The 26,726-nt window shown below is 62.5% G+C and carries 21 protein-coding genes and 2 riboswitches; of the genes, 14 read left to right on the plus strand and 7 right to left on the minus strand.

Translation table 11 applies throughout. The features are described from left to right. Positions 1 to 109 precede the first annotated feature (109 nt). Entirely contained in the window at positions 110 to 6,370 is a 6,261-nt protein-coding gene (locus ABM562_RS10795) for a hypothetical protein (protein ID WP_460421948.1), read from the minus strand. A gap of 236 nt (positions 6,371 to 6,606) precedes the next feature. Between ABM562_RS10795 and pnuC the strand changes: the two genes are divergently transcribed. From pnuC to ABM562_RS10835, 8 genes are all read left to right on the plus strand, one after another. Next, complete coding sequence (gene pnuC, locus ABM562_RS10800) at positions 6,607 to 7,173, plus strand: nicotinamide riboside transporter PnuC (protein WP_115086761.1); 567 nt, start codon at positions 6,607 to 6,609, stop codon at positions 7,171 to 7,173. Continuing rightward, the gene (locus ABM562_RS10805) at positions 7,170 to 7,694 is read left to right on the plus strand and encodes an AAA family ATPase (protein WP_346617791.1); all 525 of its coding nucleotides are present in this window, start codon (positions 7,170 to 7,172) and stop codon (positions 7,692 to 7,694) included. The genes pnuC and ABM562_RS10805 overlap by 4 nt, the downstream gene beginning before the upstream one ends. Positions 7,695 to 8,038: 344 nt before the next feature. Then, positions 8,039 to 8,455, plus strand: coding sequence for a hypothetical protein (locus tag ABM562_RS10810; protein ID WP_233674156.1), 417 nt, complete (start codon positions 8,039 to 8,041; stop codon positions 8,453 to 8,455). Between the two features lies 1 nt (position 8,456). Beyond that, entirely contained in the window at positions 8,457 to 9,029 is a 573-nt protein-coding gene (locus tag ABM562_RS10815) for an adhesin (RefSeq protein WP_460421950.1), read from the plus strand. A gap of 52 nt (positions 9,030 to 9,081) precedes the next feature. Then, the gene (locus ABM562_RS10820; protein WP_115086765.1) at positions 9,082 to 10,635 is read left to right on the plus strand and encodes a heme utilization protein; all 1,554 of its coding nucleotides are present in this window, start codon (positions 9,082 to 9,084) and stop codon (positions 10,633 to 10,635) included. 64 nt (positions 10,636 to 10,699) lie between these two features. Beyond that, positions 10,700 to 11,380 (plus strand): C39 family peptidase, encoded by a 681-nt coding sequence (locus ABM562_RS10825; RefSeq protein WP_115086766.1) that lies wholly within the window; start codon positions 10,700 to 10,702, stop codon positions 11,378 to 11,380. A 33-nt stretch (positions 11,381 to 11,413) separates the two neighbouring features. After that, a complete protein-coding gene (locus ABM562_RS10830) occupies positions 11,414 to 12,160 on the plus strand; it encodes a hypothetical protein (RefSeq protein ID WP_346617789.1) in 747 nt (248 codons plus the stop codon). Between the two features lie 46 nt (positions 12,161 to 12,206). After that, positions 12,207 to 13,487 carry a coiled-coil domain-containing protein gene (locus ABM562_RS10835; RefSeq protein WP_038995107.1) on the plus strand — a complete coding sequence of 427 codons (1,281 nt, stop codon included), beginning with the start codon at positions 12,207 to 12,209 and terminating at the stop codon, positions 13,485 to 13,487. Positions 13,488 to 13,528: 41 nt separating this feature from the next. Here the strand turns inward: ABM562_RS10835 and ABM562_RS10840 are convergent, their stop codons facing one another. Together ABM562_RS10840 and ABM562_RS10845 are read right to left on the minus strand one after the other, a co-directional pair. Further along, the gene (locus ABM562_RS10840; protein WP_115086769.1) at positions 13,529 to 14,854 is read right to left on the minus strand and encodes a sigma-54 dependent transcriptional regulator; all 1,326 of its coding nucleotides are present in this window, start codon (positions 14,852 to 14,854) and stop codon (positions 13,529 to 13,531) included. Between the two features lie 280 nt (positions 14,855 to 15,134). Next, positions 15,135 to 16,550, minus strand: a complete 1,416-nt coding sequence (locus ABM562_RS10845) for a hypothetical protein (protein WP_460421953.1) — start codon at positions 16,548 to 16,550, stop codon at positions 15,135 to 15,137. Between the two features lie 239 nt (positions 16,551 to 16,789). Here ABM562_RS10845 and ABM562_RS10850 point away from each other — a divergent pair, with 239 nt between their 5' ends. Then, entirely contained in the window at positions 16,790 to 17,056 is a 267-nt protein-coding gene (locus ABM562_RS10850) for a hypothetical protein (RefSeq protein WP_134065019.1), read from the plus strand. Between the two features lie 110 nt (positions 17,057 to 17,166). On the opposite strand, the gene ABM562_RS10855 is transcribed toward ABM562_RS10850, so the two are convergent. The 4 genes from ABM562_RS10855 to cobW are packed head-to-tail and all read right to left on the minus strand — an operon-like array spanning position 17,167 to position 23,664. Further along, positions 17,167 to 17,907, minus strand: coding sequence for a vWA domain-containing protein (locus tag ABM562_RS10855; protein WP_346617786.1), 741 nt, complete (start codon positions 17,905 to 17,907; stop codon positions 17,167 to 17,169). After that, positions 17,832 to 18,833, minus strand: coding sequence for an ATP-binding protein (locus tag ABM562_RS10860; RefSeq protein WP_115086773.1), 1,002 nt, complete (start codon positions 18,831 to 18,833; stop codon positions 17,832 to 17,834). The genes ABM562_RS10855 and ABM562_RS10860 overlap by 76 nt, the downstream gene beginning before the upstream one ends. Position 18,834: 1 nt before the next feature. Further along, complete coding sequence (cobN, locus tag ABM562_RS10865) at positions 18,835 to 22,593, minus strand: cobaltochelatase subunit CobN (RefSeq protein ID WP_346617784.1); 3,759 nt, start codon at positions 22,591 to 22,593, stop codon at positions 18,835 to 18,837. A 3-nt stretch (positions 22,594 to 22,596) separates the two neighbouring features. Then, positions 22,597 to 23,664: a cobalamin biosynthesis protein CobW gene (gene cobW / locus ABM562_RS10870; protein WP_115087114.1), complete on the minus strand. Its 1,068-nt coding sequence runs from the start codon at positions 23,662 to 23,664 to the stop codon at positions 22,597 to 22,599. A 96-nt stretch (positions 23,665 to 23,760) separates the two neighbouring features. Next, a riboswitch (cobalamin riboswitch) is annotated at positions 23,761 to 23,959 on the minus strand. A gap of 59 nt (positions 23,960 to 24,018) precedes the next feature. Further along, a riboswitch (cobalamin riboswitch) is annotated at positions 24,019 to 24,246 on the plus strand. A 98-nt stretch (positions 24,247 to 24,344) separates the two neighbouring features. Here cobW and ABM562_RS10875 point away from each other — a divergent pair. The 5 genes from ABM562_RS10875 to ABM562_RS10895 are packed head-to-tail and all read left to right on the plus strand — an operon-like array spanning position 24,345 to position 26,703. Continuing rightward, positions 24,345 to 24,530, plus strand: coding sequence for a CbtB domain-containing protein (locus ABM562_RS10875; RefSeq protein WP_115086775.1), 186 nt, complete (start codon positions 24,345 to 24,347; stop codon positions 24,528 to 24,530). A gap of 11 nt (positions 24,531 to 24,541) precedes the next feature. Next, positions 24,542 to 25,234 (plus strand): CbtA family protein, encoded by a 693-nt coding sequence (locus ABM562_RS10880; protein WP_115086776.1) that lies wholly within the window; start codon positions 24,542 to 24,544, stop codon positions 25,232 to 25,234. Between the two features lie 4 nt (positions 25,235 to 25,238). Continuing rightward, positions 25,239 to 25,637 (plus strand): cobalamin biosynthesis protein, encoded by a 399-nt coding sequence (locus ABM562_RS10885; protein WP_115086777.1) that lies wholly within the window; start codon positions 25,239 to 25,241, stop codon positions 25,635 to 25,637. Positions 25,638 to 25,667: 30 nt separating this feature from the next. Further along, a complete protein-coding gene (gene cobM / locus ABM562_RS10890) occupies positions 25,668 to 26,414 on the plus strand; it encodes a precorrin-4 C(11)-methyltransferase (RefSeq protein ID WP_115086778.1) in 747 nt (248 codons plus the stop codon). 43 nt (positions 26,415 to 26,457) lie between these two features. Continuing rightward, positions 26,458 to 26,703: a DUF1272 domain-containing protein gene (locus tag ABM562_RS10895; RefSeq protein WP_134065029.1), complete on the plus strand. Its 246-nt coding sequence runs from the start codon at positions 26,458 to 26,460 to the stop codon at positions 26,701 to 26,703. The last annotated feature ends 23 nt before the right edge of the window (positions 26,704 to 26,726 follow it).

Consider the following 26,726-nt stretch of genomic DNA (forward strand, 5'->3'; position numbering starts at 1 on the left):
ACTGTCGACCTTCAGCAATCACACCAAAATGTTCTCGCGTTACAATTTTGCAAAACTGAAAACAAAAAGACCGCTCCAAGTGGAACGGTCTGTTAAAACCCGATAACTTTTAAGTAAACGTCATGGTTTTGCTAATGCGCAGGGAGCCATGGACCACGGTAACGACAACGGCTTGCCTATTAGTATTTGTCACATCGAAGAATACCCCTGTTAACCCACCCGTCACGGGAAGAAGTATATTGGCGGTCTGCCCTGGGTAGCCCTTCAATCTGGCAGTACCCGATACACTGACAGTCGCGCTCGGACTTGATGTATAAAAATTGCCCTCAAAAACACATCGATTGATACTGCGATTGTCGGCCCTCGCTCCACTAGCAACATTAAATCTCAGATTGTACAACCCATCTTCAGCATCTACTGGAAAGCTGGTCCGGAAATTGAGATTGGCGATAACATCGGAATACCCGGTTTGAGACGCTGTGATCGTTGCATTAGCCGTTGTACTTTTAACAGTGACTTGTGCCTCGCCATAGTCGTTCAGTATCACGTCTCGTTGCTGGCTATCATCAGAGAAGCTTGCACTGCCGGACAACGTTAGAGAAAGTGAGCTACCCGCCACACCAATGACGGTAACTGCATTGGATTCTCTCGCGAAACTCCAGTATGAAGACAGCAGATTGCTCGTTATACCTCCCGTGGAAACCGCCAACGCAGCGAGCGATCTAGTCAGGAGTCGGTACCCACGCACCGGCGCGTCGATTGCATTTTCCAGGTCACCGGTTCCGCGTGGATCAACCTGTACATGAAGCGTCAGACTTGAATAATGCACCAGTGTGTTCAATGTCTGGCGCGAGAGCGCCCTGCTGACACCGCTGCCAAGTTCCTGTCGTGTTACAGGCGCTGCCTCGGCCAGCCAAATCTTCAACTCCTGGTTACTAGCCAGACGCCCTATCACACTAATCCAGATAGTCTGGCCTTCAGCTATGCCCGCCCACGGGGGCATCCAAACGGTGGCATCACCATTGAAGTATGCAAGATCCAGCACGGCGCCCCGGGCGTCAGTTATTTCAGGCGCGGTCAGAGCGACACTGAGCTGGCGAATCTGGTACCTGCGCAGTGGGAAGCTGATTGCCTCGGCCTCCTCAGCATCCTCCCGCAGCCCAACCAGCATCTCCAGAACAATCTCGCTGCGATCAGCAAAGCCTTGGAGTTCAAAGCGCGTCAGCGTTGCGCGGATACCCAGGTCCACTTCGCCAGGCGCCACAAGCTGGCGCTCGGCAAGAACAATGGTCTTGTCGTTACCCTCATGGTCTACCCCACGGCAACGGAACCAGTAACGCTGACGCTCGTTGATCCCGTTCCACTTCGCCACCGTGGCCAGCGCATCGCCCTGAAAGCTCAGCAGATCGAGCACATCGCCATTGGCCTCCTCGATCCGTGGCCGTGGCGGGTTGCTCAGCACCGGGCCGATGCCTAGGTGCAGGAAGTCCGAATAGCGTCGGCGTTCCGCAGGCTCAGTAACGAAGTAACGGACGCGCACCTCATGCCCCAGGCTGGGCACGATGTCTTCCTCGTAGACGGGGAACGCCACGTCATCGGCAGTTTGCACCGGGAAGTTGTCGAAGATGTCTGCCCCCTCTACCGGGCTCAGCCACTCCATCCATACCGTCTGCCCGGGTGCCATACCGTCGTACAAGGGAGCCTCGACGGTGGCCACCACGATGCCGATCGGATCGAGGGTGTCGTTCTCTGCCTCCGGCACGGTCGGGCGGACCAGCTCGGGGGCCGGCTCACCGACCCACAGCGGCAATACCTGCGACTCCCGCGGCTCGCTGCTGCCGAAGTACACCCGGTAGAACAGTTCCAGGTTACCGCCCGACAGCGCGGCAATATGCTCGGCCGGTACGATAAGCACGACCGGGTTGTCCACTTGGGACCCGGTCAGGTACCAGTCGCGCACAAAGGCGTAGTCGTGGCCGTTCTCCCGTTTGCCTTGCCAGACCAGGCGTACCTGCTGACCGGCGAACATGCCCACCCACGGCGGAATCCGCACCACGGCTTGCGACAATGTGTCGGGCAGGAAGTCTTCCTGGCGATTGTCCACATCCGGTGGCAGCAAATCGGCCGCCCTGCCCCTGACACCGACGGCAGTGGTTCTGGACGGTATCTGCTGCCCGTCGCGGGTCACCTTGTAGGAGACATAGGCCCCACCACCGGCGATCGACTCGACGATGCTGTTGGGTACTTCGTGGGTAATGAGAATAGGTTGTGTAATGATGCCCACCGGGTATTCAGGCGAGACATGCGCCGGGATCTCCACGACGTCTTCGGTATAACCGCGAAAGGTGAACACCACCCGATCACCGACCCGGAAGTTGGGCCGATCGGCGATAACCGATATGCCGACATCGGCGCCCTGCAGCGCCCCCAGGTCGAGAAAACCTTCCTCGTCGATCCCGGCCACTGCTGGCCGCGGCAACAACACCAGGCTGACTTCGACAAAGGCAGAGCTGGGCAACGAGACACCATCGGACCTGTTGCCCACCTCGTCTTCCAGCCAGTACATCACCAGCAGGTGCTCATCATCGCCGCCCGCCTCGATGGTGGCAAAGTCAACGAACACCGGTATGATTTGGCGCACCTCGCCTTCCTGGACGACGTGTGTCACTCTGGCCTCGCCCCAGATCAAGTTGAGGGTGTCGCCGACTTCCATGACGCGCCAGGGATTGACGTACACCGTCACGCCATCCTGGGCCATCTCCCAGTCAATCAGGCCGAAGGGCACGTCCGGCGACATCAAGCCGGCATGATGAGGGCTGCCTGGAGTCGGATTGGGGCCGCCGGGCAAGCTGGTCTTGACCTTGACCCGCAAGCGCGCAGACGCCCGTTTGTTGCCGCTGAGCGGCTCGACCGTGAACCATACCTCGCTGACGCCTTTGGGAATGCGGGCAGCCGGCACGAACAGGGTGACCAGGTTGTTCACTTCCTCGGGCAATACCACGATCGGCAATGGCGTGGCAGGCACCTCTTCGTCGCCGAAGTGCACGTGAATCTTGTCGCCGGCGGCCATTTGCAGGTAAGGCTCGACCAGCACCAGCACCCCCTTGCTGTCGGCTTCCATGGCCCCCACGCCAATGCCGCCATCAAGGCCTGCGGGATGATCGCTGAACTCGCGCATGTGCGGGATGCGCACATGGCTGGTTTCGACGCTGCTGATCTGGTTGACGCGCATGAACCAGGGAATGCCGTCGGCCGCCACACCCCGGGCCGCATAGCGTGAAGCCAGGCTGGAGAAGTACAGGGTCTTGCTGAAGCGGGTCCAACTGCCGCCTTGAGGCAGTTGAAAAGTCACCGTCACTTCTTCGGCGACGCTGTCGACCACGTCGAACTGGCAATCACCGGTCAGTGCCGTCAACGGCAGGCTGACCACCTGGCCAGGGTGGCCGACAATCTGTGCGCTGCCGCTGAGTTCGACCTGCACGTAAGTGGCATCGGTGAAGCCTTCGGCCTCAAAACACACGCGGTTGGCGGCACGGCCGTTGGCCAGCGCACCGCTGGCCGCACGGGCGCGTACGTGTTGATCGTCCTGCTGTTGATCGAACGGAAAGACATCGGTAAAGCGCACCGGTACATGCTGGGCCTGGCCGGTGCCGATCACCGCGCTGACCAGCACCGTCTCGGCGTAGGGGTCGCCCAGCCAGGCAATGAACTCACCCTTGGCATCCAGGGTGAAGTCCAACTGCTGGCTGTCGTTGTCGAATTGCGCCGAGCCATTGACGCTGAGGCTGCCTTGCGCGCCCGGCCGCCCGACCAGGGTCACCGCACAGGTCTGGGTCGGCAGCGTCCAGTCCTCGGGCAAGGCGGAACGGGCCAGGCCCGAATCGGAGACACCGATGTGCAGTTGCCCCTGGCGCACGGTGTAGGTTCTGACCGGGAAATCCAGCGTCGCAGCGCCACCGAAGTTGACCCTCAGGTGCAGCGACAACGCGCAGCCATCGTCGAGCTCGTCGAGAAACTCGCGCGGCAGCGCCACACTCAGCCCCGCCACCTGCTCTACCGGGCTGTCCACCAACAGCGGCAGCGTGGCATTGGCGCTGCGCACCTCCAGCCACAGCCGCTGGCCCACGGCAATGAACGGCCAGGGGCCGACGCTGATGTTGGCATCGCCCTCGAACAGGCCCAGGTCCAGTTCGCTGCCGTTAGCCTCATCGATCCTCGGGCGCGGCAAATCATCGGCGCTCGGCGCGCCAATTTGCACGGTTTGCCTGGGCGATTCGAGCGCCGCCAGTTCATTGCGCAGCACCTCATAATACAACTGCACCGAACCGTTGAAGTTCGCCGCCACCGCCGCCGCCGGCACGCTGATGGTGATGCTGCCGGTGTCACTGCCCGCACGCTCAGGCAGCACCGGGGTGCCAGCGCCCGCAGCGCCTTTCCAGAACAAGACAATCCGATCACTGTCGCGCATGCCCGGGTAGCTGATCAGCACCTGGGCGCCATGCAGCCCGAGCATCGGGTCGTAGCTGCCGTTCTGCGCGCCCGTCAGCTGCGGCAGTTGCGGCACTGGGGCGACGGAGCGCAACGCCAGCGCCCGCTCCTGGGACGGCAATGGACGCCCGCCCAGCGCCGGCTCGACCTCGTAGCGCATCAATACCGTGCTACCCAGGCCGGCGTTGGCGATGGCCTGGGGTACGCGAAACGTTGGCAGCGCACCGCTGCTGTCGACTGTCTTGGTTTCGCTGTAGCTGCTCTCCGCTCCGGCGCCTCGCCAGGTGAACGTGACCTTGTCGCCCACGTGCTTGCCCGGGTAGTTGACCGTCACCTGGACCCCAAGCGGGTAGAAATGCGGGTCCAGTTCATTGACCGGCTCGTCCACCTCCGGCGCCGGCAACAATCCGGCGGCGCTGATGCGCAGCTCCAGCGGTTCCGATTGCCGAAAGCCGACGCTGCGCGTGCTGAGCATGCGCACCTGGTAGTAGACCTTGACCGAGCCCGACTCCAGCAGGCGGATGTGTTCCGTGCCAACATTGATCGCCAGCTCGCGGTCCCCTGCCCCCTCCGAGGCGGTCACCACACGTCGGACTTCATGCAGGGTCGGCCTGCCGCCAAGTTGGGTGCCCTGCCACACCAGGGTAAGCTGGTGGCCCGCCGTGCGCCCCTGGTACTTGGGGATCATCACGGCAGCCCGGGCAACATCGTAAGCCAGTACGCCCTCCACGGCCTGCGCCACCCTCGGCACGCTCAACGCTTTGGGCTGCCCTTGGAAACCGATGCTCAGGCGCTGCGAGTGCTGTTCTCCGCCAGCCTTCACCAGCGTGTAGCCCACGACCGCCAGGCCGCTGGCCAGGGCCCAGGCTTTGTCATTGGCAATGCTGAAGGTCAGGGTCTGCGGCAAGGTCCCGCGGAGGGTCTGGTCCAGGTCGATATGGGTCGGCAGGCCCGAATCGATGTAGCCGGTAAAGCGCAACCTGACCGTGTCGCCGATGGCGAACGCCGGTGCGCTGGCCTGCACCTGAATCAGCAGGTCATCGCTACCCAGCACCTCAAGGTTGATATAGCCCTCGTGATCGAGCCCCGGTACCGAAACGGCCGGCAATTGCGCCTGGCCGGTATCGACCACCACCGACACATGGGGCGCCCAGCTCAGGCTGGTGTTGTGGACAATATCGTGCACTTCCCAGGTCACCACCAGGTTGGGGCTGTCACCGGCCTGGCGAATGACGCTGCCGGGGACGGTGAACACCACCGGCTGGTTGAGATCGGCCTCGACCAAGGTGTAGCTCAGCATCACGCCGCCCCAGCTCAGGCGGATCACATCGCCAACGGCGCGGTGCTCGTAGAAATAGACCTGCACCTGGACGCCGCTTTCCAGGTGGTCGGCAGTCACCGGATTGACTGCGACATCCGCCGCCACCAGGCCCTGGTGCCCGGGCTCGGAGCCGCCTGGGCGGTCCAGTTTGACCAGCACCGAGAGGTCGCGGGAATCGCCATACTCGATAGTGTTGCGGCTGAAGCGGTAGCGCAGCGCATGCGCGCCCGGGGTAAACCGCTCGGTGGGCAGGTGCAGGTGCAGGGGCCGGCCGAGATCGAAACCCTCGATCACCAGCGGCGCAACAACTGGGGTGCTGTCCGCGTCCATGTACACCCGCAGTTCGTCACCGGCACGCACATCGGCGAAAGCCGGCACGGTCGCCAGCACACCTTTGTCGTCAGTGCTCAGGGTATGCAGGTTGACGCCCGCGTCGTAGCCGCTGACCGGCACTACCGAGGCGAACAGCGACAGCGCAGGCAGCTCGCTGGTGGTGGTGGTGGTGGTGGTGGTGGTGGTGGTGGTGGTGGATTCGATGGTATCGGCTTGCAAGTCATTCATGGCAGACAGCCTCGGTAGCAGGGGGAAACAGCATTTCGGCCCTACGTGCTTACCGCCATGAAAAAGGGCCGACTGGGTGAGAGTCGACCCTTATTCAATACCTCGTTATCGAGGCCAACAACTGACAAAAATGCTAGGTGGCAGTCCAAACGTCATGCCTGTGCGTCCAGCGCGTATGGCAGAAGTGGCGCCAACAGGTACAATCACGCTTTTGCGCACACTACCAAGGAACGCCGATGTCCGGCCTCGAACTGTTCGCCGCCGTGCTCGGCGTCATCGCCGTCTGGCTGACTGCCAAGCAGAACCCCTGGTGCTGGCCGATCGGCCTGGTGATGGTGCTGCTCTACACCTGGGTCTTCTATGACGTGAAGCTGTATTCGGACATGCTCCTGCAACTGGTGTATGCCGTGCTGCAGCTCTATGGCTGGTGGCAATGGACGCGTCCGGACAGCGTGCGCGAGGCGCGCGAGGTCAGCCTGCTGACGCCGCAGGCGGTTGCCTTTGGCCTGGGCATAGGCTTGCTCGGCAGTCTGGGCCTGGGTGCGGCCATGGCCACCTGGACCGACGCCGCCCACCCTTGGCTGGACGCCGCCCTGACCGGCTTCAGCCTGGTCGCGCAGCTGTGGATGGCGCAAAAACGTCTGCAGTGCTGGCCGCTGTGGATCGTGCTGGATGTGATTTTCGTTGGCCTGTTCCTGTCCAAGGCCATGTACCTGACTGCCGCGCTGTATGCGCTGTTCACCCTGATCGCGGTGCAGGGCTGGCGCGATTGGCGGCGCGATCCGGCGCTGGCGTACACATGAAGGTACTGGTACTCACAGGCCCTGAATCCAGCGGCAAAAGCTGGCTCGGCAACGAAATCCAGGCGCACTTCGGTGGCGAGCTGGTGGGCGAGTTCGTACGTCACTTCATTGACGAACAGGCACGCGATACCTGCTATGCCGACATCCCGACCATTGCCCGCGGACAACTGGCCTGGGAAGACGCGGCCCGCGCCCGGCAACCGCAACTGCTGATTCTCGACACGCACCTGCTAAGCAACATGCTCTGGAGCCGTACGCTGTTTGACGATTGCCCGGCGTGGCTGGAACAAGCATTGTTGGCACGCCATTATGACCTGCACCTGCTGCTTAGCCCCGAGTCCATCGCCTGGCACGACGATGGGCAACGCTGCCAGCCGCAGTTGTCTGAGCGCCAGGCGTTTTTCCAGGCCACCGGTGACTGGCTGGTACGGCACCGGCAGCCTTGTCAGGTAGTACAAGGCGACTGGGAGCAGCGCAGGTGCGCAGCCTTTGCAGCGGTAACGCGCTTGCTCAAGGCATGAATGGCCGCCCAATGCGGCCAGATGTCCATTCCTGAAACACTGCTCACGGCGCAAACCCGCGATCTAAAGCGGGCCCGGCGCGTGTACGCAAAAGTGTTAAACACCTGAAACAGCCGACCTCCGGGCCCCTTGATGAGCGCGGGCGCCCACTGGATCCAGGTTTGTACGATGCCTTTGTCTCAACGGCGTTACACGAATTTTTCACAATTGCGGTGAATAAACTCAAACCGTTGTTTTTCCATGACAAATAAAAACCGGCACACCTTCTGCTCTCTTCCCCGCAACGCTGAACAGGCCTGCGCACCGAAGAAGGAATTGCCATCGTGGGAAATATTGGTAAAGGCATGTATCGCCTCCTGTTGCTCGGATGGGTACTGGCACCGAGCGTCAGCCTGCCGGTTCAGGCCGAAAACGGGATCATCGTCATCACCCGCGATGTGCAACCGCGCAACGCAATGCGTCCCCCCCTGGTTCCCGACCCCTACCCGGTCACCGTCAATACCAACCCGTCCGCACATGTCATCAAACAAACCAACGAGTTGAGCGATGGTGACTTTGCCAGCATCAGCAGCGGTGCAGGCATTACCCCCCTGATCACGCAACAGACCAACAACCTGGGCGGCAACTTCGGTAATCAGACCCAACTGCCCAACCTGGCTGGCGGACGTTCCGGGGGCTCCGGCAATGGCATTTCCAACATGGTCAACTCCAACATCCAGAAAGGCCTTGCCCCCCTGCAGATCTTGACCGGAGGCCAGTGAGATGAGGCACACGCTGCTGATTCTGGCCACGTTTTGCAGTGCACCGGCCTTCGCCCAACCCCCAGTAATCAATAACGCCAACATCGACAGTTCCGGCAAGCAATACCAGGGCAACCTCACGGTCAACCAGGCTGCCGGCGATCAACAGCAGCAGGTTAACGCCAGGGCCATCGCGGTTGGCCATGGCGCCAGCGCAACCACACAGATTCGTCAACGCTTGCGCACCCATGTCGACCCGGCGATGGATGCCCGGTCCGGCATCCAGGGCGACGCCTTCAGTCACGGCAACGGTGCGCTGGGAGTCAACCAGAGCGCGGGCGCCAGTAACCAGCAAGCCAACGCACTGCGCATCAGCATCGGTGCTCAGCCGCAAAGTATCGACGACAGCGTCCTCCTGCAACAGAACGTGGCGCTGCTCAACAACTCCGATCCAACCGACTCTGCACCCGGCTATCGCCAGGTCACTACAAGTGACCAGGCTTTCACCGGTAGCCGTGGGGTGATTCAGTTGAATCAGAGTGCCGGGGTGGGAAATCGAACGGCCAACACCCTGAGCATACGGGTCGCGGACTGACCCAAACAGGTAGGAACAACACTTAACCTAAAATAAAGTACGGAGAATCACCATGAAACCCTCGATGGCATTAAAGCCTCTGGTTTTCGCAATTGCTGCGGTCATGGCTGTTGCTGTACAAGCTGGGCAGAACGATCGGCGTGGCAATGATCACCATAATAATGGTCATCATAACAACGGCCACCACACCCCTCCTCCAACCAAGATCCCTGTCTATGCGACTGCCAATGCCTATGACAGTCAGCGCAGCACCGGCAACCGGATCCACAACGAAGGGACCGAGAACTCAGCCGAGATGACCGATTCCGCCGAAGGCTCGAGCGGCAACGTCGGTGTCAACGTGGCGGCCGGTAACGGCAACCAACAAGACAACGCCGCGGCCATCGCCAACGCTCAGTCCGAATCGAGCGTCGACAACACCTTCGTGTTCGGCACTGCCGAAGCTACCGCCCGCGTCACGCAATACAGCAACAACAACAAGGTCAACAACTGGTCGACGCAAAACTCTGCGGTCATGAGCGGATCTGCCAGTGGTGCCAACGGCAACGTCGGTATCAACATTGCTGGTGGCGACCTTAACCAACAGAAAAACACCATGGCCATTGCCAATACCAATGCGCCACTGGGTAACGCAAGGGCCACCGCCTCTGCCAATCAAAACGGCCCTGGCCTGACTGTCAACAACTACGCCGATCGGGAAACCCGTCTGGATACGCTGACCTTTACCAAAACCATCAGCGGTTCGTCTTCTCGCGAAGGCACCTTCGACGCCAGTGTTGATAAGAGCGCTTCGTCGAGCTCCAGTGCCAGCGGTTCGCGCAGCTCTGAGGCCAGCGGTTCGAAGAGCTGGAGTGCCAGCGGTTCCAACAGCATGACTGCCAGCGGTTCCAACAGCTCGAGTGCCAGCGGCTCCAACAGCTCGAGTGCCAGCGGTTCGGGCAGCTCGAGTGCCAGCGGTTCCCACAGCTCGAATGCCAGTGGTTCCAACAGCCGCGATACCAGCGCAACCAGCAGTGCTTCGCTGGACGTCGCGCTGAACGCCGCCGCCGAGGCTGCCAGGTCCGTCACCACGGATGATGGCCGTCGCGAACGCACCCGCAGCGAAGAAGCCAGTGCATCGCTTGATGTAACGCTTAATGCATCGATCGATGCATCGCGCGAAACTTCGTTCGACTCTTCGTTCGACAGATCGCGCGACTCGTCGTGGGATAAATCGCGTGACTATGCGTACGACAAATCGCGTGATTCTTCCTACGATAGATCCCGTGATTCTTCTTACGATAAGTCCCGTGACTCTTCTTACGATAAGTCGCGTGAATCTTCGTACGATAAATCGTCGTCCTCCTCGTTCGAGAAAGCCTACGAAAAAGCTTCTGAGTCTTCGAGCTCCATCTCGAAAAGCTACAGCGAAGCCGACTCGTTTGAGCTGAGCAACAGTGTTTCCTTCCAAGTGCTGACTCCAATTGGCTGGGCAAACCCTGTGACCAACACTGCAACCCTGAACGGTTCGGTTAATGGTGGCAGTGGCAACCTGGGCGTCAACGTAGCTGCCGGTGTGGGCAACCAACAAAGCAACTCGCTGGCCATCTCCAACACCTCGATGTAATTGCCGTGGCCTGGAGGCCCCCTTCGGGGGGCCTTTTTTCACTACCAGCAGGGGGGCATCGAACATGCGCATTATCGCTTTGGCGTTTCTGCTTTGCCTGGCCAGTCTGAGTGAAGCTGCACAAATGCCACTTTCCGTATTGCCGGGTGGTGCGGTGATATTCAAGCCCATCCAGAGCATACGCGAGCGCAAATTCGCCGACCTGGTGCAACAGAAAACCGACTTCAGTTGCGGCGCCGCGGCCCTGGCGACCATATTGCGCCAGGCCTATTGGCTGGACGTGGATGAACAACAGATCATCGAAGGCATGCTGGCCCATGCCGATCAGGACCTGGTCCGTACCCAGGGCTTCTCCATGCTCGACATGAAGCGTTACGTGGAAAGCCTGGGCATGCGTGCCCGTGGTTACCGGGTGGCCGTCGAGACCTTGCACACCATCCGCATTCCGGTGGTGGTACTGATGGACATCCGTGGCTACAAGCATTTTGTGGTCATGCAAAAAGTCGCCAACGGCTGGGTATACATCGGTGACCCGGTACTTGGCCATAAGCGCTTCAAGGTCGACGACTTCGTCAAAGGCTGGAACGGCATCATCTTCGCCGTCATCGGCCAGGGTTACGACAAGACCAATGCCCTGCTCGACCCGCCTCTGCCGCTGACCGCCAAGAACCGCATCAACAACTTCACCCCGGTGCAAGACGCCGAGCTGATGGATTTCGGATTCATCCAAAGCGACTTCTTCTAATGACAAGGGAGCACGAGGCTCCGGGAGCATCCAATGAAGACCCCAATCTGGCTAGCGGCCATTTGCCTGGCCGCCAGCCTGCCGACCCAGGCACAGACGCTCAAGCCGATTGAACTGAAGGATCAGGAACTGGCGAACCTGCGAGGCCGCTATGTCATGCCGGGGCGAATCATCAGTTTCGGCATTGTCATGACCAGCACCTGGCAAAATGCCAACGGTGAAGTGATCGGCGCCACGTCGTCGATGCAAATTCAACAATCGACGATCAAACCGCAGTTCTATGTGTCGATGATCGACGAAAAAGGTCATGCCTCGGCACACTCGCAAAGCAGCGGTACCGGTACCATCACGGGCGGCAGCGGCCTCAACAGTACCGAGGGCGTCACGCAGGTCGTACGGGCTGCCGGAGACAACAACACGGCCTACAACAACGTTGATATCAACGTCACCAAGGCTAACCAGGCGCCAGCAACGCAGCAGCAGGGCCAGGTACTGGCCGCTGGCTCGACCCTGGTCGGCGCCAACGGCGCGGGCTCGCTGAGCGTTTCCTCGAGCGGTACCGGCGTGCAAATGAATATCGTCGCCAACAACAACCAGGGCAGCACCGCGCAACGCCTGGCCCAGGGTGGGCTGATGCAGAACACCACCTTGCTCGGCGGTGGCAACCGGGTCAGCAACCTCACGTCCCTCAATGTCGTGCTGCGTGACAACGCACCGACCGCGGGGTCGGTCAACGGCAACCTGGATCAGCTCAAAGGTCTTCGCACTCTCGGATTCTGATCTACGCTCAGTCTCATCAAATGTAGTCAGAAGGGACGGCCAACCCATGCATCGATCGTTAACGTTCAGAGCTATCGTCTGTTTGAGTAGCCTGACTCCGGCCACAATGCTTTACGCAGCCGCCGACCCTCAGGTAGAAGCATTAAAACAAGAACTCATGGAGTTGAAGCAGCGTTACGAAGTACAGCAGCAAGCACTGATGGTCCTCGAACAACGCGTTCGCCAAGTCGAAGAAACACCTGCGACACCTGCTCCCAAACGTCTGACCAAATCCCCGGCTGAGACGGTCAAGGGTGGCCAGACAGTGGCCGCAGGCGCGCCGGGCACCACAGGCAGCTCATACGGCCAGTCACTGAAGGAAGATTCGGAGCCCGCGCAAAGCGTTTCCAACCTGTATGACGAGGCCAGCGGATTCTTCGGTGGCGGCAAGTTCAGCGTCGAAACCGGCCTGACCTACACCCATTACGATACCCGGGCGCTGGTGCTCAACGGGTTCCTGGCCCTGGACTCTATTTTCCTCGGTAACATCAACCTCGACCGCATCAAGGCGGATAACTGGACCCTGGACCTGACCGCCCGCTACAACCTGGATCAACGTTGGCAGTTCGACATCAACGTCCCGGTGGTCTACCGCCAATCCACGTATTCCTCTGGCGGCGCGGGTGGCGCCGGGCCGGTGTCATCCGACGCAACCGTCAGACGCGATCCCACAATCGGCGATGTCAACGTCGGCATAGCCTACAAGTTCCTGGACGAATCGGAAAACTGGCCCGACGCAGTCGCCACCTTGCGGATCAAGGCCCCCACCGGTGAGGAGCCCTATGGCATCAAACTGGTCAACGATCCCACCAACGACAACCTGTCGGTACCTGAAAGCCTCCCTACCGGCAACGGGGTCTGGGCCATCACCCCGGGTATCTCGCTGGTCAAGACCTTCGACCCTGCCGTGCTGTTCGGCAGCCTGTCCTATACCTACAACATGCAGGACTCCTTCAGCGACATCAGCCCCACCATCAACACCAAGGTCCCGGGTGACGTGAAACTCGGCGACTCCTGGCAGATCGGCGCCGGTATTGCCTTTGCCTTGAACGAGAAGATGAGTATGTCGTTTTCGTTCTCCGACCAATTTGCCAGCAAAAGCAAGATCAAGCCTGATGGCGGCGACTGGCAGTCGGTTCCCAGCAGCGACTACAACTCGGCAAACTTCAATATCGGCATGACCCTGGCGGCCACCGATAACCTGACCATCGTCCCCAACCTCTCCATTGGCCTGACCGACGACTCGCCGGACTTCTCCTTCAGCCTGAAATTCCCTTACTACTTCTAAGCAAAAAGCCCGCTTCGGCGGGCTTGTGGTATCTACCAGGCTTAGCGGATCTGGTGCTTGTGCAGCAGCCGGTAGAAGGTCGGCCGGGAAACCCCGAGTACCTTGGCGGCAATGCTCAGGTTATCGCTGTGCCGGTTGAGCACATCGCACAAGGCCTGGCGCTCGGCCCGATGTTTGTAGTCTTCCAGGGTGCCCATGCTCGCTTCGAAATTCTGCTGGCTGTGCAACCCCAGGTCCTGCGCCTCGATCTGCCGGCCTTCGGCCAGTACCAGGCCCCGCCTCACCCGGTTGGCCAGTTCGCGCACATTGCCCGGCCAGTCATGCTTGCCCATGGCCGCCAGGGCTTCCTCGCTGAACGAACGTGGCCGGCGGCCGGTTTCCAGGCTGTAGAAGTGCGAAAAATGGCTGGCCAGCATCGACAGGTCGCCATGCCGGTCGCGCAGCGGCGCGGTCACGACCTGCAGCACATTGAGGCGGTAGTACAGGTCTTCGCGAAAGCGGCCGCTATCAATGGCTTTTTCCAGGTCCACGTGGGTTGCCGCCAATACCCGCACATCCACGGCAATCGGTTGGCTGCCGCCGACCCGCTCGATGTGCTTTTCCTGCAAAAACCGCAGCAGGTTGGCTTGCAGCTCCAGCGGCAGGTCGCCGATTTCGTCGAGAAACAAGGTGCCGCCGTTGGCCACTTCGATACGGCCGATCTTGCGTTGATGGGCGCCGGTAAAGGCGCCTTTCTCATGGCCGAACAGCTCGGACTGGATCAGGTGTTCGGGGATGGCACCACAGTTGATCGGCACGAAGGGCTTGTCGCGGCGCTGGGACTGGCGGTGCAAGGTCCGCGCGACCAGCTCCTTGCCCGTGCCGCTTTCGCCACGAATCAGCACCGGCGACTCGGTAGGCGCCAGCTTGCTCAGCAGCTTGCGCAGTTCGCGGATCGGACGGCTATCGCCCAACAGCTCATGCTCGGTCTCGTCGACATGCACATTGCCCTTGCCTCGCAGGCGCGCCATGCCAAAGGCGCGGCCGAGGGTGACCTGCACCCGCGAGACATCGAACGGCAAGGTATGAAAGTCAAAAAACCATTCACAGACAAAATCGCCGACATTCTGCGCTCGCAGCTCTTCGGCGCTCAAGACCGCGATCCATTCGGTGTTGCTGCGGCTGATCAGGTCCTTGACCGCATCCGGGGGCTGCAGGTGCGAAGCCTGCAAGCGCAACAGGCCTACGTCGCAGGGATGCTCAAGGGCCGAAGACAAGGTACAGCTATGCACATCCCAGCCCACACTGCGCAAGCCTGGCAACAGGCGATGACAGTCATCGCACGGATCGACGATCAGCAGGCGGCGGTTGGATGCAGGCTCTAGCATGACCTTTTCCTTGGCGCCAATAGTTGGAATTTTAAGTAGAAACAGGGTGTTGGCAGGCCCGTTTTAACAGTAGCAACGATGCGTCAATATCCCACTACCGTCTGTCTGTTGAGAGGGCGCATTGGTCGCGGATTTCGGGTCAAAAGCGGCGCCGCAACGAGCTGGATACCGGGGCGGTATCACTGCGGCCACCGTGGGGGATTATGCAGTCAAGCGCATAAGGTGATCTGTGAGGCCTGGACTCAAGAACCGGACCGTTTCACAATTAATCCGCACCATCTCATTCTGGGACCGTACACCTAAGCCCAGTGCGCAGGGTCAGGCAAAGCAAGGGGAAGGTTACCGCATTACTTTCCTGCGGCGTCTGATCGAAGCTGACTTTGAATTCAACCCGAAACTCGGAGTTGTCCCGTAGCAGCAACAAACGATTGCGGGCAAGTACCCTGCTGAGGCCACTCGCAGCTTCATCTTCATTGAGCTCGCCTGCGCTGATCAACTCAATGATATCCGGCTCACCATTGAGCTTCGTACCATGACAGCGTAGCCAGACCCTTTGACCCGCCCGGGCGAAACGCCAAAGTATTAACGAGACAGCCGAGTCGCCGACAAAACGATCAAGGTCCAGAGTCGACCCGACTGCACCCGCGACCTCGGGTAGTGGCAAGCCTGCCAGGGGCTGTATACCGAGTCTCAGTAGCGGTGACTCCTGCGCTTCAGCCCCCAGGCGAACCACGCCATAGCGGACCGCCACTTCGCGCTGGCTGGGGCCAATGTTTGCACCTACAACGTCAGGGGAGGCGGTGAACTCAAGCTCACCGGCGGGATCGCCCGTAAGCGGCCCCAGCGTGGTCGACCCCGAAGCCGTGCCTGTCCAGTGCAAGGTGATTCTTTCCTGCGTGGTCATATGCGCATAGCGAATCTTGATCCTGACGCCAGACAACGCCAGCAGCGGATCAAGTTGGCCACCACAGGCCTGGACAACCGAGGGTAACTGTAGCTCCAGGGTCTTTAGCCTGATCTGCAGCAACAGAAACAACGAGTATCTGGCTCGTACACCCGCTTCAACCACCCAGTAATAGAAAATAATGTTGTGGCTAACGGCCGGGGTGATGAAGTCGACAGGTACGGCAAAGGTCAGATCTTGTATGTCGGTAACCTGGATATGCTGGGAATGGCGTCCGCCGACACCTGTTCTCACACACTCCAGGTACACCGTCTGCCCAGGTAACATGCCATCGTAGATTCCAACCCGCACGGTGGCGGCCGTCAGCCCGACAGGATCCAGCCTGCCGTTCTCGGATTCGTCCACCAACGGAGGGGGAAGTACCAGTTCAAGGCTACCCACCTCCAGGTCAAGGTATTCAGACTCGTGCCAGCCGCTGTCATAATCGAACACTCGATAGTGCACCGACACTGTACCGTTGTTGAGCGAAGCGATATGTTCCGCCAGCACGATGAAATCGATGGCCCCTCCCACCTCATCGGCTTCAATGACACGGTCCTCGCTATGAAAATAGTGCTGGTTGTTCGCCCGCCGGCCATCCCAGATCATTCGCACCAGCTGCTGGGCGGCCATTTGCGAGTACGCAGGAATTTGCACTGTCGCACGCTCAAGTGTATCGACGAGGTTGTTTCCCACGGCCTCGAGAACAACCGGAGACTGCAAGCCCTGCCTCGCTGATGTTCCTTGGCTCATGCCTCCCCCTGTCATCATTAGTGCCCTGCGGCCGAGACCTTATTCAACTCCCCTCCCAACCTGGCCGCTACTGACAAAAATGCCAGGTACCCCGGTATGAACCGATAAACGGTATTAAAATATTTTCCAAAGAAGTGTGACTTACCCCCCGGTCGGGTGCATCAGTACAAGTAACTCACCGCTGCGCAAACAGGCGCGCGGGTTTATTCCATGTTTGGGCCCACAGAGAGACCGAACCCATGAACGCCCCGCTGCGTATCAACGATGCCCTGCTGATTGCCGACCACGCCTTTGAACCTTTCCAGTGTGTTGCCTGGGATGTACCCAACGGTACCGGCGAGTTGAGCCTGGCGGTCATCGACCGGACCAGCACCCGCATTGGCAGCAAGCAAGTCCCTTGCAGCACCTACTCCGACCCTGCGCAACTGGCTCATTTGATTGAAGAAGTTCGCGCCGAGTTGAGCGAGAAAGGTTATGCGTTGCAGCCTTGGTCGATGCCCAAGTAATAGCGGTTAATTGCCAAAGGCGCTGTATTCGCGCACGCCTTTGGCAACTTTGCTATAACTCGCTGGACAAACTGCGACACTTGGCCGCAGTTGTTTTTATTGATACCAGGTTATCCGCCGAGCAGCGCCAGTGTCTCCAGGTGCTGGTAATCGGCATGCAGTTGTTGCGCAAGTAACTGTGCCCTTCCCAGCTTGACCGGCGAACTTTCGATATCCACCAACAGCGATTGGCAAGGCAGCGGCTGCAGCGCCTGCCAAGCCTTGAGCCGGCCATCGGTCACGATCAGGCATCGCTGCAGTTCTGCCGGATAGCGTCGTTGACGCTCCTGCAGCCAACTCCGTGCCTGCTCCAGTGCCGCCAGCAATGGCGTACCGCCCCCCGCCCCCAACGCCTCCAGCCACGGCTGCAAGCTCGCCGAGGCTTTTAGCCCGTGACGTTGCCAGCGCGGCGCATTGCCGCTGGCGGTGAGCAGGGTCAGTCGCGCGCGGTTGCGGTAGGCCTGATCGAAAAACCCCGCCAGCATGCCCTTGGCCCGGCTCAGGGCCTGGTGACGGCGGGTTGACGCCGAAGCATCGACAATCACCAGCCACAGCTCTTGGGCGCTGGCCGTGCGCTGCTGCCAGCACAGGTCGTTGCGCGTGCGCGGGCGGCCCTTGAGCAAGGTCGCCGGCCAGGCCACCGCGCCGGATGCCGCCTGTTTGCCGCGCCCACGCGGGCCTGCGGCAAGTGCTCCGGGCCGGGGTCTGGCATCCGCGCTGGTGTGCCGGCGGATGCTCAGGGCTTTTTTGCCCAGTTCGGTACCTCGCGCCGGGCGCCGCTCGGGGTGGCTTGTGGCGGCAGTTCGCCCCATTGACCCTGGCCTTGCTGGCCGGCCGATGGCGGCATCGCCGCACCGTTGTCTGGCGCTTGCGATTGTGGCGCCGGGGCTTCACGGCGGCGATGGCGCAAGGCGAATTCGGCCACGGCATCGATATCCTCGGCTTCGATCGCCAGCGCTCCGCGCCAGGCTGCGTGTGCCCGGGCCGCACGCAGCCAGACCAGGTCGGCACGCAGGCCATCGACGCCAGCGGCAAAGCAGCGCTCGGTAATCTGCGCCAGGGCCAGGTCGTCCAGGGCAATCTGTTGCAGGCGTTCACGGGCGCCATGGCAACGCTCGCGCAGGGCCGCCTGAGCGGGTGCCCACTGGGCACAGAACGCCTCGGGATCACTGTCGAAATCCAGGCGCCTGCGAATGATCTGGCCACGGGCTTCGGGCAACGGCTGGCCCTCGAGCAGCACATTGAGGCCGAAGCGGTCGAGCAATTGCGGGCGCAACTCGCCCTCTTCCGGGTTCATGGTGCCAATCAGCACGAAACGGGCACTGTGGCGGTGGGAAATGCCGTCGCGCTCGACCCGGTTGGTGCCACTGGCGGCGACGTCCAGCAACAGGTCGACCAGATGATCCGCCAGAAGATTGACTTCATCGACATACAGCACGCCGCCGTCGGCCTTGGCCAGCACCCCGGGGGAAAACTGCGCCTTGCCCTGGCCCAACGCCGCATCCAGGTCGAGGGTGCCGACCAGGCGCTCTTCGCTGGCACCCAGCGGCAAGGTCACGAACGGCCCCGCTCCGAGCAAATCCGCCAGGCCCCGGGCCAGGGTGCTCTTGGCCATGCCGCGCGGGCCTTCGATCAGCACGCCGCCGATCTTCGGGTCGATGGCGGTCAGGCACAGCGCCAGTTTCAGCTCATCGGCGCCGACCACGGCAGCCAGGGGGAAGTGTGCAGGTTCGCTCATTTCAATTCTCTTCTTCGCCGTCCAGCAGCTGTTCTTCCAGGGCTTCGCGGTACTCGCCGGGCTCCTGCCAGAGCCCGCGTTGCTGGGCTTCGAGCAGGCGCTCGGTGATGTCGCGCAGCGCCTCGGGGTTGTGCTGGCGGATAAAGTCGCGGGTCGGGCCATCGAGCACATAGGCGTCGGCCAGCGACTGGTAATGGTGGTCGTCGATCAGCTGCGTGGTGGCATCGAACGCGAACAGATTGTCGACGGTGGCAGCCAGCTCGAAGGCACCTTTGTAGCCGTGGCGCTTGACCCCGTCGATCCACTTGGGGTTCAGCGCCCGGGCACGGATCACCCGGTTCAGCTCTTCTTTCAGCGTGCGGATGCGCGGCCGATCCGGCTGGCTATGATCGCCGTGGTAGCTGGCGACGCTGCTGCCGCCCAGGCTTTCCACGGCGGCAAGCATGCCGCCCTGGAACTGGTAGTAGTCATTGGAATCGAGCAGATCGTGCTCGTGGTTGTCCTGGTTCTGCACCACCGCCTGCACCTGGCTCAGGCGCCGGGCAAAGTGGGCGCGCGCCGGCGTGCCGTCATCGGCAGCGCCGTAGGCATAGCCACCGTGGTTCAGGTAAACCTCGGCCAGGTCCTGGCGGTCATTCCACAGGCGCCCGTCGATGGCATTCTGCACGCCCGCGCCATAGGCGCCCGGCTTGGCCCCGAACACCCGCCAGCCGGCCTGACGGCCCGCCTGTTCGGCATCCACACCCTGGGCCAGCAATTCAGTACGTTCGCTACGGACCTTGGCCGCCAGGGGGTTGAGGTCATCCGGTTCATCCAGTGCCGCCACCGCTTGCACAGCAGCGTCGAACAGCTTGATCAGGTTGCCGAAGGCATCGCGGAAGAACCCCGAGACGCGCAAGGTGACGTCCACCCGCGGCCGGTCGAGCAGGCTCAAGGGCAGGATTTCGAAATCGTCGACCCGCTGGCTGCCGCTGGCCCACACCGGTCGCACACCGAGCAAGGCCATGGCCTGGGCGATATCGTCACCACCGGTGCGCATGGTCGCCGTACCCCACACCGACAGGCCCAGTTGGCGCAGGTGATCGCCATGGTCCTGCAGATGACGCTCGAGGATCAGGTTGGCCGAGGCAAAGCCGATGCGCCAGGCGGTGGTGGTCGGCAGGTTGCGCACATCGACGGTATAGAAGTTGCGCCCGGTCGGCAGCACGTCCAGGCGTCCGCGGCTTGGCGCGCCACTCGGGCCAGCGGGCACGAAACGGCCGTCGAGGGCAGCGAGCAGGCCGTGCATTTCTGCCGGGCCGCAGCCGTCCAGTCGCGGTGCGACCTGCTGCTCCAGCGCCTCGAGAATGGCCTGCACTTGCGCCCATTCCGGGCCGCCGGCAAGCTGCACGGTGCCGTCGAGCGTCTGCTCGATCAACTGGCTGGCATACAGCTCCAGGCGCTCGCGGGTATCGCCCGCCGTGCGCCATGCCTCGTCCAATGTAGCCAGCAGTGAAGGCCTCGGGCCCTGCCAGGGTTGGCCAAGGTCGCAATCGAGCGGATCGAAGCCCAGGTTCAGCGCCCTGGCCAGGGCCCGCAACAAACTGCCGTTGGCCCCGCGCCCATCACCGCGCTCCACCCGCAACAGGGCCAGCAAGGTATCGGTGCGCAAACGCCCGGCAGGCGACTCGCCGAACACATGCAGGCCATCGCGGATCTGCGACTCCTTGAGGTCGCACAGGTAGGTGTCCAGGCGCGGCAGCCACACCGCGGCATCGTCCAGCGCACCTTCGATCTGCAGCTCGCGGTCGATATGGTTGTCGCGCACCAGCGCCAGGATGTCGCGCTGCAGCTCGCGGGCCCGGCGCGGGTCGAGCAACTGCGCCTCGTAGTACTCGTCGGCCAGCAGTTCCAGGTGACGCAAGGGCCCATAGGTTTCGGCGCGGGTCAGCGGCGGCATCAGGTGGTCGATGATCACCGCCTGGGTGCGCCGCTTGGCCTGGGCGCCCTCACCCGGGTCGTTGACGATAAACGGGTAGATGTTCGGCAGCGGGCCGAGCAAGGCGTCCGGCCAGCAGCTGTCGGACAAGCCAACGCCCTTGCCCGGCAGCCATTCCAGGTTGCCGTGCTTGCCGACATGGATCAGCGCATCGGCGGCAAAGCCGTGACGCAGCCAGAAGTAGAACGCCAGGTAAGCGTGCGGCGGCACCAGGTCGGGGTCATGGTAGACCGCGCTCTGGTCCAGTTGGTAACCACGGGCCGGCTGGATGCCGACGAAGGTCAGGCCGTAGCGCAGGCCGGCGATCATCATCCGCCCGCTGCGGAACATCGGGTCCTGGCTCGGCTCGCCCCAGCGTTCGCGCACGGCTATCTGGTTGGCCTCGGGCAAGGCGGCAAACGCCGCCAGGTAATCGTCCAGGGCCATGCTCTGCATGCACGGACGCAGGTCGAGGCTGTCCAGGTCATTGCTGACGCCACCGAGCAAGGCCTGGATCAGCGCCGTACCGCTGGCGGGCAAGGGGGCCAGGGGATAGCCCTGCGCCTGCAAGGCGCGCAGGATATTCAGCGCCGCGGCCGGGGTGTCGAGCCCCACGCCATTGCCGATGCGGCCATCGCGGGTCGGGTAGTTGGCCAGGATCAGCGCCACACGCTTCTGTGCGTTGGGTAGCTGCGCCAGGTCACACCAGCGCCGCGCCAGCTCGGCGACAAAGTCCATGCGCTCGGGCTGGGCGCGGTAGCAGACCACGTCGGACTGGCTGCGCTCGCTGCGCCAGGCCAGGTCCTTGAAGCTGATCGGCCGGGTGATGATGCGCCCGTCCAGCTCCGGCAAGGCGATGTGCATGGCCAGGTCGCGGGCACCCAGGCCCTGCTCGCTGGCCTGCCAGGCCGGCTCGTTGTCCTGGGCGCAGATCGCCTGCAACACCGGGATATCGCGGCGAAACGGCCGCAGGTGCGGCTGCTCGGGGCTCGACTGGGCAAAGCCTGTGGTGTTGATGATCAGTGCAGCGTCGACCTGGTCCAGCCAGTCCTCGACCTGCTGCAGGCAACCGGCCTCCTTGAGGCTGGCCACGGCAATCGGCAAGGGGTTGAGCCCGGCCAGCTGCAAACGCTCGCAGAATGTATCGATGAAGGCGGTGTTGGCCGCCTGCAGGTGCGAGCGATAGAACAGGATCGGCACCACCGGCTGCTCGACCTGCCACTCGCCGAACCAGTCCTCCAGCGCCGCAGCCGCCTTGCGCGGGTGATACACCGCAGTACGCGGCAGTTGTTGCGGCTCGCTCCAGGAGTAGGCGCAATTCAAGTGCTGGCTGGCGAGGCAGTTGAACAGGTTCAGGGCATTGGCCTTGCCGCCCTGGCGCAGAAAGTGCCAGAGCCGTTCGGCCTGCTCGGCCGGCACCGTGCTGAGGCTGGTCAGCTCCGGGTCCGGACGGTCGTCGCCCGGCACCAGGATCAGTTGTACACCACGGGCGGCCAGCTCCAGCAGCTGTTCCACACCATAGCGCCAGTAGCCGACGCCACCGTGCAGCGACACCAGGATGACCTTGGCATGGCGCAGCACCTGGTCGACATACAGGTCGACCGAGGCGTGATTCTGTACCTGCATCGGGTTGGCCAGACGCAGGCTGGGGAAATCCTCGGGCAACTGCTGGGCGGTTTCGGCCAGCAGCGCCAGGTGCGAGTCACCGCTGCAGAGGATTACCAGCTCGGCCGGGGTCTGGCCGAGGTCGGCAATGCTGTCGTCCGGTACAAAACCACCGGGCTGGGTCCGCAGCAGGTGCATCGGTCAAGCGCCCAGGGCGGCGCGCAGGCTCGCTTCCAGTTGTGCCGCATCCAGTTCCTGGCCAATCAGCACCAGGCGCGTGGTGCGCGGCTCTTCGCTGCGCCAGGCGCGGTCGAAGTGCTTGTCGAAACGGGTGCCCACGCCTTGGATCAGCAGGCGCATCGGCTTGCCCGGGATAGCGGCAAAGCCCTTGACCCGCAGGATGCCGTGCTGCACGACCAACTGGGTCAGGGCATCGAGCAGCAGGCTTTCGTCGGCTTGCGGCAGCTCGATGGAGATCGAGTCGAAGGCGTCGTGATCATGGTCGTCGTGATCGTCACCGTCGTGGTGCGAATCGTGGTGGGTGCGGCGGCCATCGATATGCGCCTCGGATTCGGCGCCCAGGCCCAGCAGCACGTCCAGCGGCAGACGGCCGCTGCTGGCTTCGATCACCTTCACCGCCGGTGGCAGCTCTTCTACGACTTCGGCCCGCACCTTGGCCAGGTCGTCGGCAGCGATCAGGTCGGCCTTGTTCAGGACCACCAGGTCGGCGCTGGCCAACTGGTCGGCGAACAGCTCGTGCAGCGGCGATTCGTGGTCCAGGTTGGGGTCGAGCTTGCGTTGGGCATCGACCTGGTCCGGGTAGGCGGCAAAGGTGCCGGCGGCGACGGCCGGGCTGTCGACCACGGTGATCACCGCATCGACCGTGCAGGCGTTACGAATCTCTGGCCACTGGAAGGCTTGCACCAGGGGCTTGGGCAGGGCCAGGCCGCTGGTTTCGATGAGGATATGGTCGAGGTCGCCGCGACGGGCCACCAATTCGCGCATCACCGGGAAGAACTCTTCCTGCACGGTGCAGCACAGGCAGCCGTTGGCCAGCTCATAGACGCGGCCGTTGGCCTCTTCTTCGCTGCAACCGATGCTGCACTGCTTGAGGATTTCGCCGTCGATGCCCAGCTCGCCAAACTCGTTGACGATCACCGCGATGCGCCGCCCCTGGGCGTTGTCGAGCATATGCCGCAGCAACGTGGTCTTGCCCGAGCCGAGGAAGCCGGTAACGATGGTGACGGGGAGTTTGGCCAGTGTTTTCATGTCGATGCCCTTGGCAGGATGGCGGGCATGCGGGACGAGCGCCAAAGGTGTCACGCACCTGGCCTGTTCGCCACCGGATCACCCCGCCCGGTTGAATGTCGGAAACTGTCCGAGGCAGGTCTCCTGGCTTGCATTGCACCGGCGCCAGGGCCAGTCGAACGACGCCTTCCCGCACGCGGTGCAGTGGCTGTGTCGAACGCTTCAATGCTTACAGTTGCGGGGGCAGCCGCGGCTTCAACCGCGTTCCCGTCTTAGCTTCGGCCAGCGCCGAAGAACCTCGAAGCGGCTAGGCTACGCAGTGCCCGGTGAGCGGTCAACTGCTGTCACGATTGACGCCTGCCCGCGCCCGTGATTTGCTAACGCCATTCGTTTGGGTGCCCCTTGAGGGTGAAACTGGGAAACCGGTGCGTCATACACTTCTTTATTTGGTGTACGACAAGTCCGGTGCTGCCCCCGCAACGGTAAGTGAGAAAAGCGTCAGAACCACTGTGCCCGCTGCCTGGCATGGGAAGGTGACGCCTGTGGTGTGGCCAGCTGCCAACCCTCACCAGCCCGGAGACCGGCCCGACGCTTGACCGAACAAACCCGCGGTGGGCGGGCGCTGTTACACCCCCTGGGCGATCCTCGTGCAGGGGTTGGCTGCGCTTGCCTGTTGCCGACAACACCAAGAGGAAAGCGCCATGCGTACCAGTACCGCCAGTAATGAAGCCGTTACCCCTTCAAGCCTCAGCCAGCGCCTGCTGGTTGCTGTCGGCGCCTCGCTGCTGGGCCTGTGCCTGGTCTACTTCGCCGGTTTCTCGCACATCGAAGCGGTGCATAACGCCGCCCACGATACCCGCCACAGCGCCGCCTTCCCTTGCCACTGAGTGCTGCCCCGATGATCAAGCGTATCGCCAGTACTGCAGGCTTTACCGGCCTGCTGGCCGCCCTGCTGCTGACCCTGCTGCAAAGCTTCTGGGTCGCGCCGCTGATTCTCCAGGCGGAAACCTATGAAAGCGCCGCGCCTGCGGTCGAGGCGCCCCATGAACATGCGGCCGGTACCGCCGAGCATCATCACGACAGCGAAGCCTGGTCGCCGGAAGACGGCTGGCAGCGGGTGCTGTCGACCACCGGCGGCAACCTGGTGGTGGCGGTCGGTTTCGCCCTGATCCTCGCCGCGCTCTACACCCTGCGCGCACCGAAGACCGTGATCAGCGGCGCGCTCTGGGGCCTGGGCGGCTTTGCCGTGTTCTGCCTGGCGCCGACCCTGGGCCTGCCCCCGGAGCTGCCGGGTACTGCTGCCGCCGACCTGGCCCAGCGCCAAGCCTGGTGGGTCGGCACGGCTGCCGCCACCGCCGTCGGTCTGGCCTTGATCGTGTTCGCCCACAACTGGCTGCTGAAGATAGTCGGTGCAGTGTTGCTGGTGGTGCCTCACGTGATTGGCGCGCCGCAGCCTGAAGTCCACCAGATGCTCGCCCCAGAAGCCCTGGAAGCCGAGTTCAAGGTCGCTTCGCTGCTGACCAACGCCGCGTTCTGGCTGGCCCTGGGCCTGATCAGTGCCTGGCTGTATCGCCGTTCGAGCCAGGCCTGAACGGATGCAGCTGTACCTCGGCCTGGGTTGCCGTCGCGGCTGCCCGGCCGACGCCCTGAGCGACCTGCTCACGCGTACCCTGCTCGCCCATGACCTGCCGCCCGGCGCGGTCATGGGCCTAGCCAGCATCGACCTCAAGCACGACGAACCCGGCCTGCATGAACTGGCCCGGTGCCTGGGCGTGCCGCTGCTGTTCTTCAGTGCGGCGCAACTGGCTGTTTTCGAACAACGCCTGAGCCATCGTTCTGCGGTGGCTTACCGGCACAGTGGCTGTTATGGCGTGGCCGAGAGCGCCGCCCTGGCCCTGGCCGAGCAGCTTGGCAGCCCGGCCCGCCTACTGGTACCCCGCACCCTGCAGGCCGACGCCAGCCTGGCATTGGCCTGCACCAGCGGTTTTCGCTGATAATCTGCACTTTCCCCGCAAGGACTCCCCATGACCGTCTATTTCATCGGCGCCGGCCCCGGCGATCCGGAGCTGATCACCGTCAAGGGCCAGCGCCTGATCCAGCGCTGCCCGGTGATCATCTACGCCGGCTCCCTGGTCCCGGCCGCAGTGCTGGAAGGTCACCGCGCCGAGACCCTGATCAACAGCGCCGAACTGCACCTGGCGCAGATCATCGAGGCGATCAAGCGCGCCCATGATCAGGGCCATGATGTGGCCCGGGTGCACAGCGGCGACCCCAGCCTGTATGGCGCCATCGGCGAGCAGATCCGCTACCTGCGCGAGCTGGGCATTCCCTACGAGATCGTCCCCGGCGTCACCGCCGTTGCAGCCAGCGCCGCCCTGCTCGGCTGCGAGCTGACCTTGCCGGACATCGCCCAGAGCGTGATCCTCACTCGCTACGCCGACAAATCACCGATGCCCGCTGGCGAGCAGTTGGCCGACCTTGCCCGCCACCAGACCACCCTGGCTGTGCACCTGGGGGTCAAGCACCTGGCAAAAATCGTCGAAGAACTGCGTCCGCACTATGGCGCTGACTGCCCGATTGCCGTGGTGCACCGGGCGACCTGGCCGGATCAGGACTGGGTGCTGGGGACCCTGGAGACGATTGTCGAGCTGGCCGCGGCCAAGGATTTTCGCCGTACCGCGCTGATTCTGGTGGGCCGGGTGCTGGGTAACGACACCTTCTCGGAGTCGGCGCTGTACCGCGCCGGGCATGCCCACCTGTACCGGCCCTGAGCGTATACACTGACGATTCCGATCCGCCTGCGAGGACCTGACCATGCTCGAACTGCGCCCGAACTGTGAATGCTGTGGCACTGATCTACCCGGCGAGAGCCCGGACGCGTTGATCTGCTCGTTTGAATGTACCTTTTGCCGCGACTGTAATGAGCGTCAGCTCAAGGGCCAGTGTCCCAATTGCGGCGGTGAGCTGGTCAAGCGCCCGGCGCGCTCGGTGGCCAAGCTGGTCAACAACCCGGCGTCGACCCAGCGGATCGTCAAGGAACAGGGCTGCCCCACCCATTGAGGTAAACCTGACTGGCAAGGCTT

Source organism: Pseudomonas sp. ZL2 (assembly GCF_054788455.1).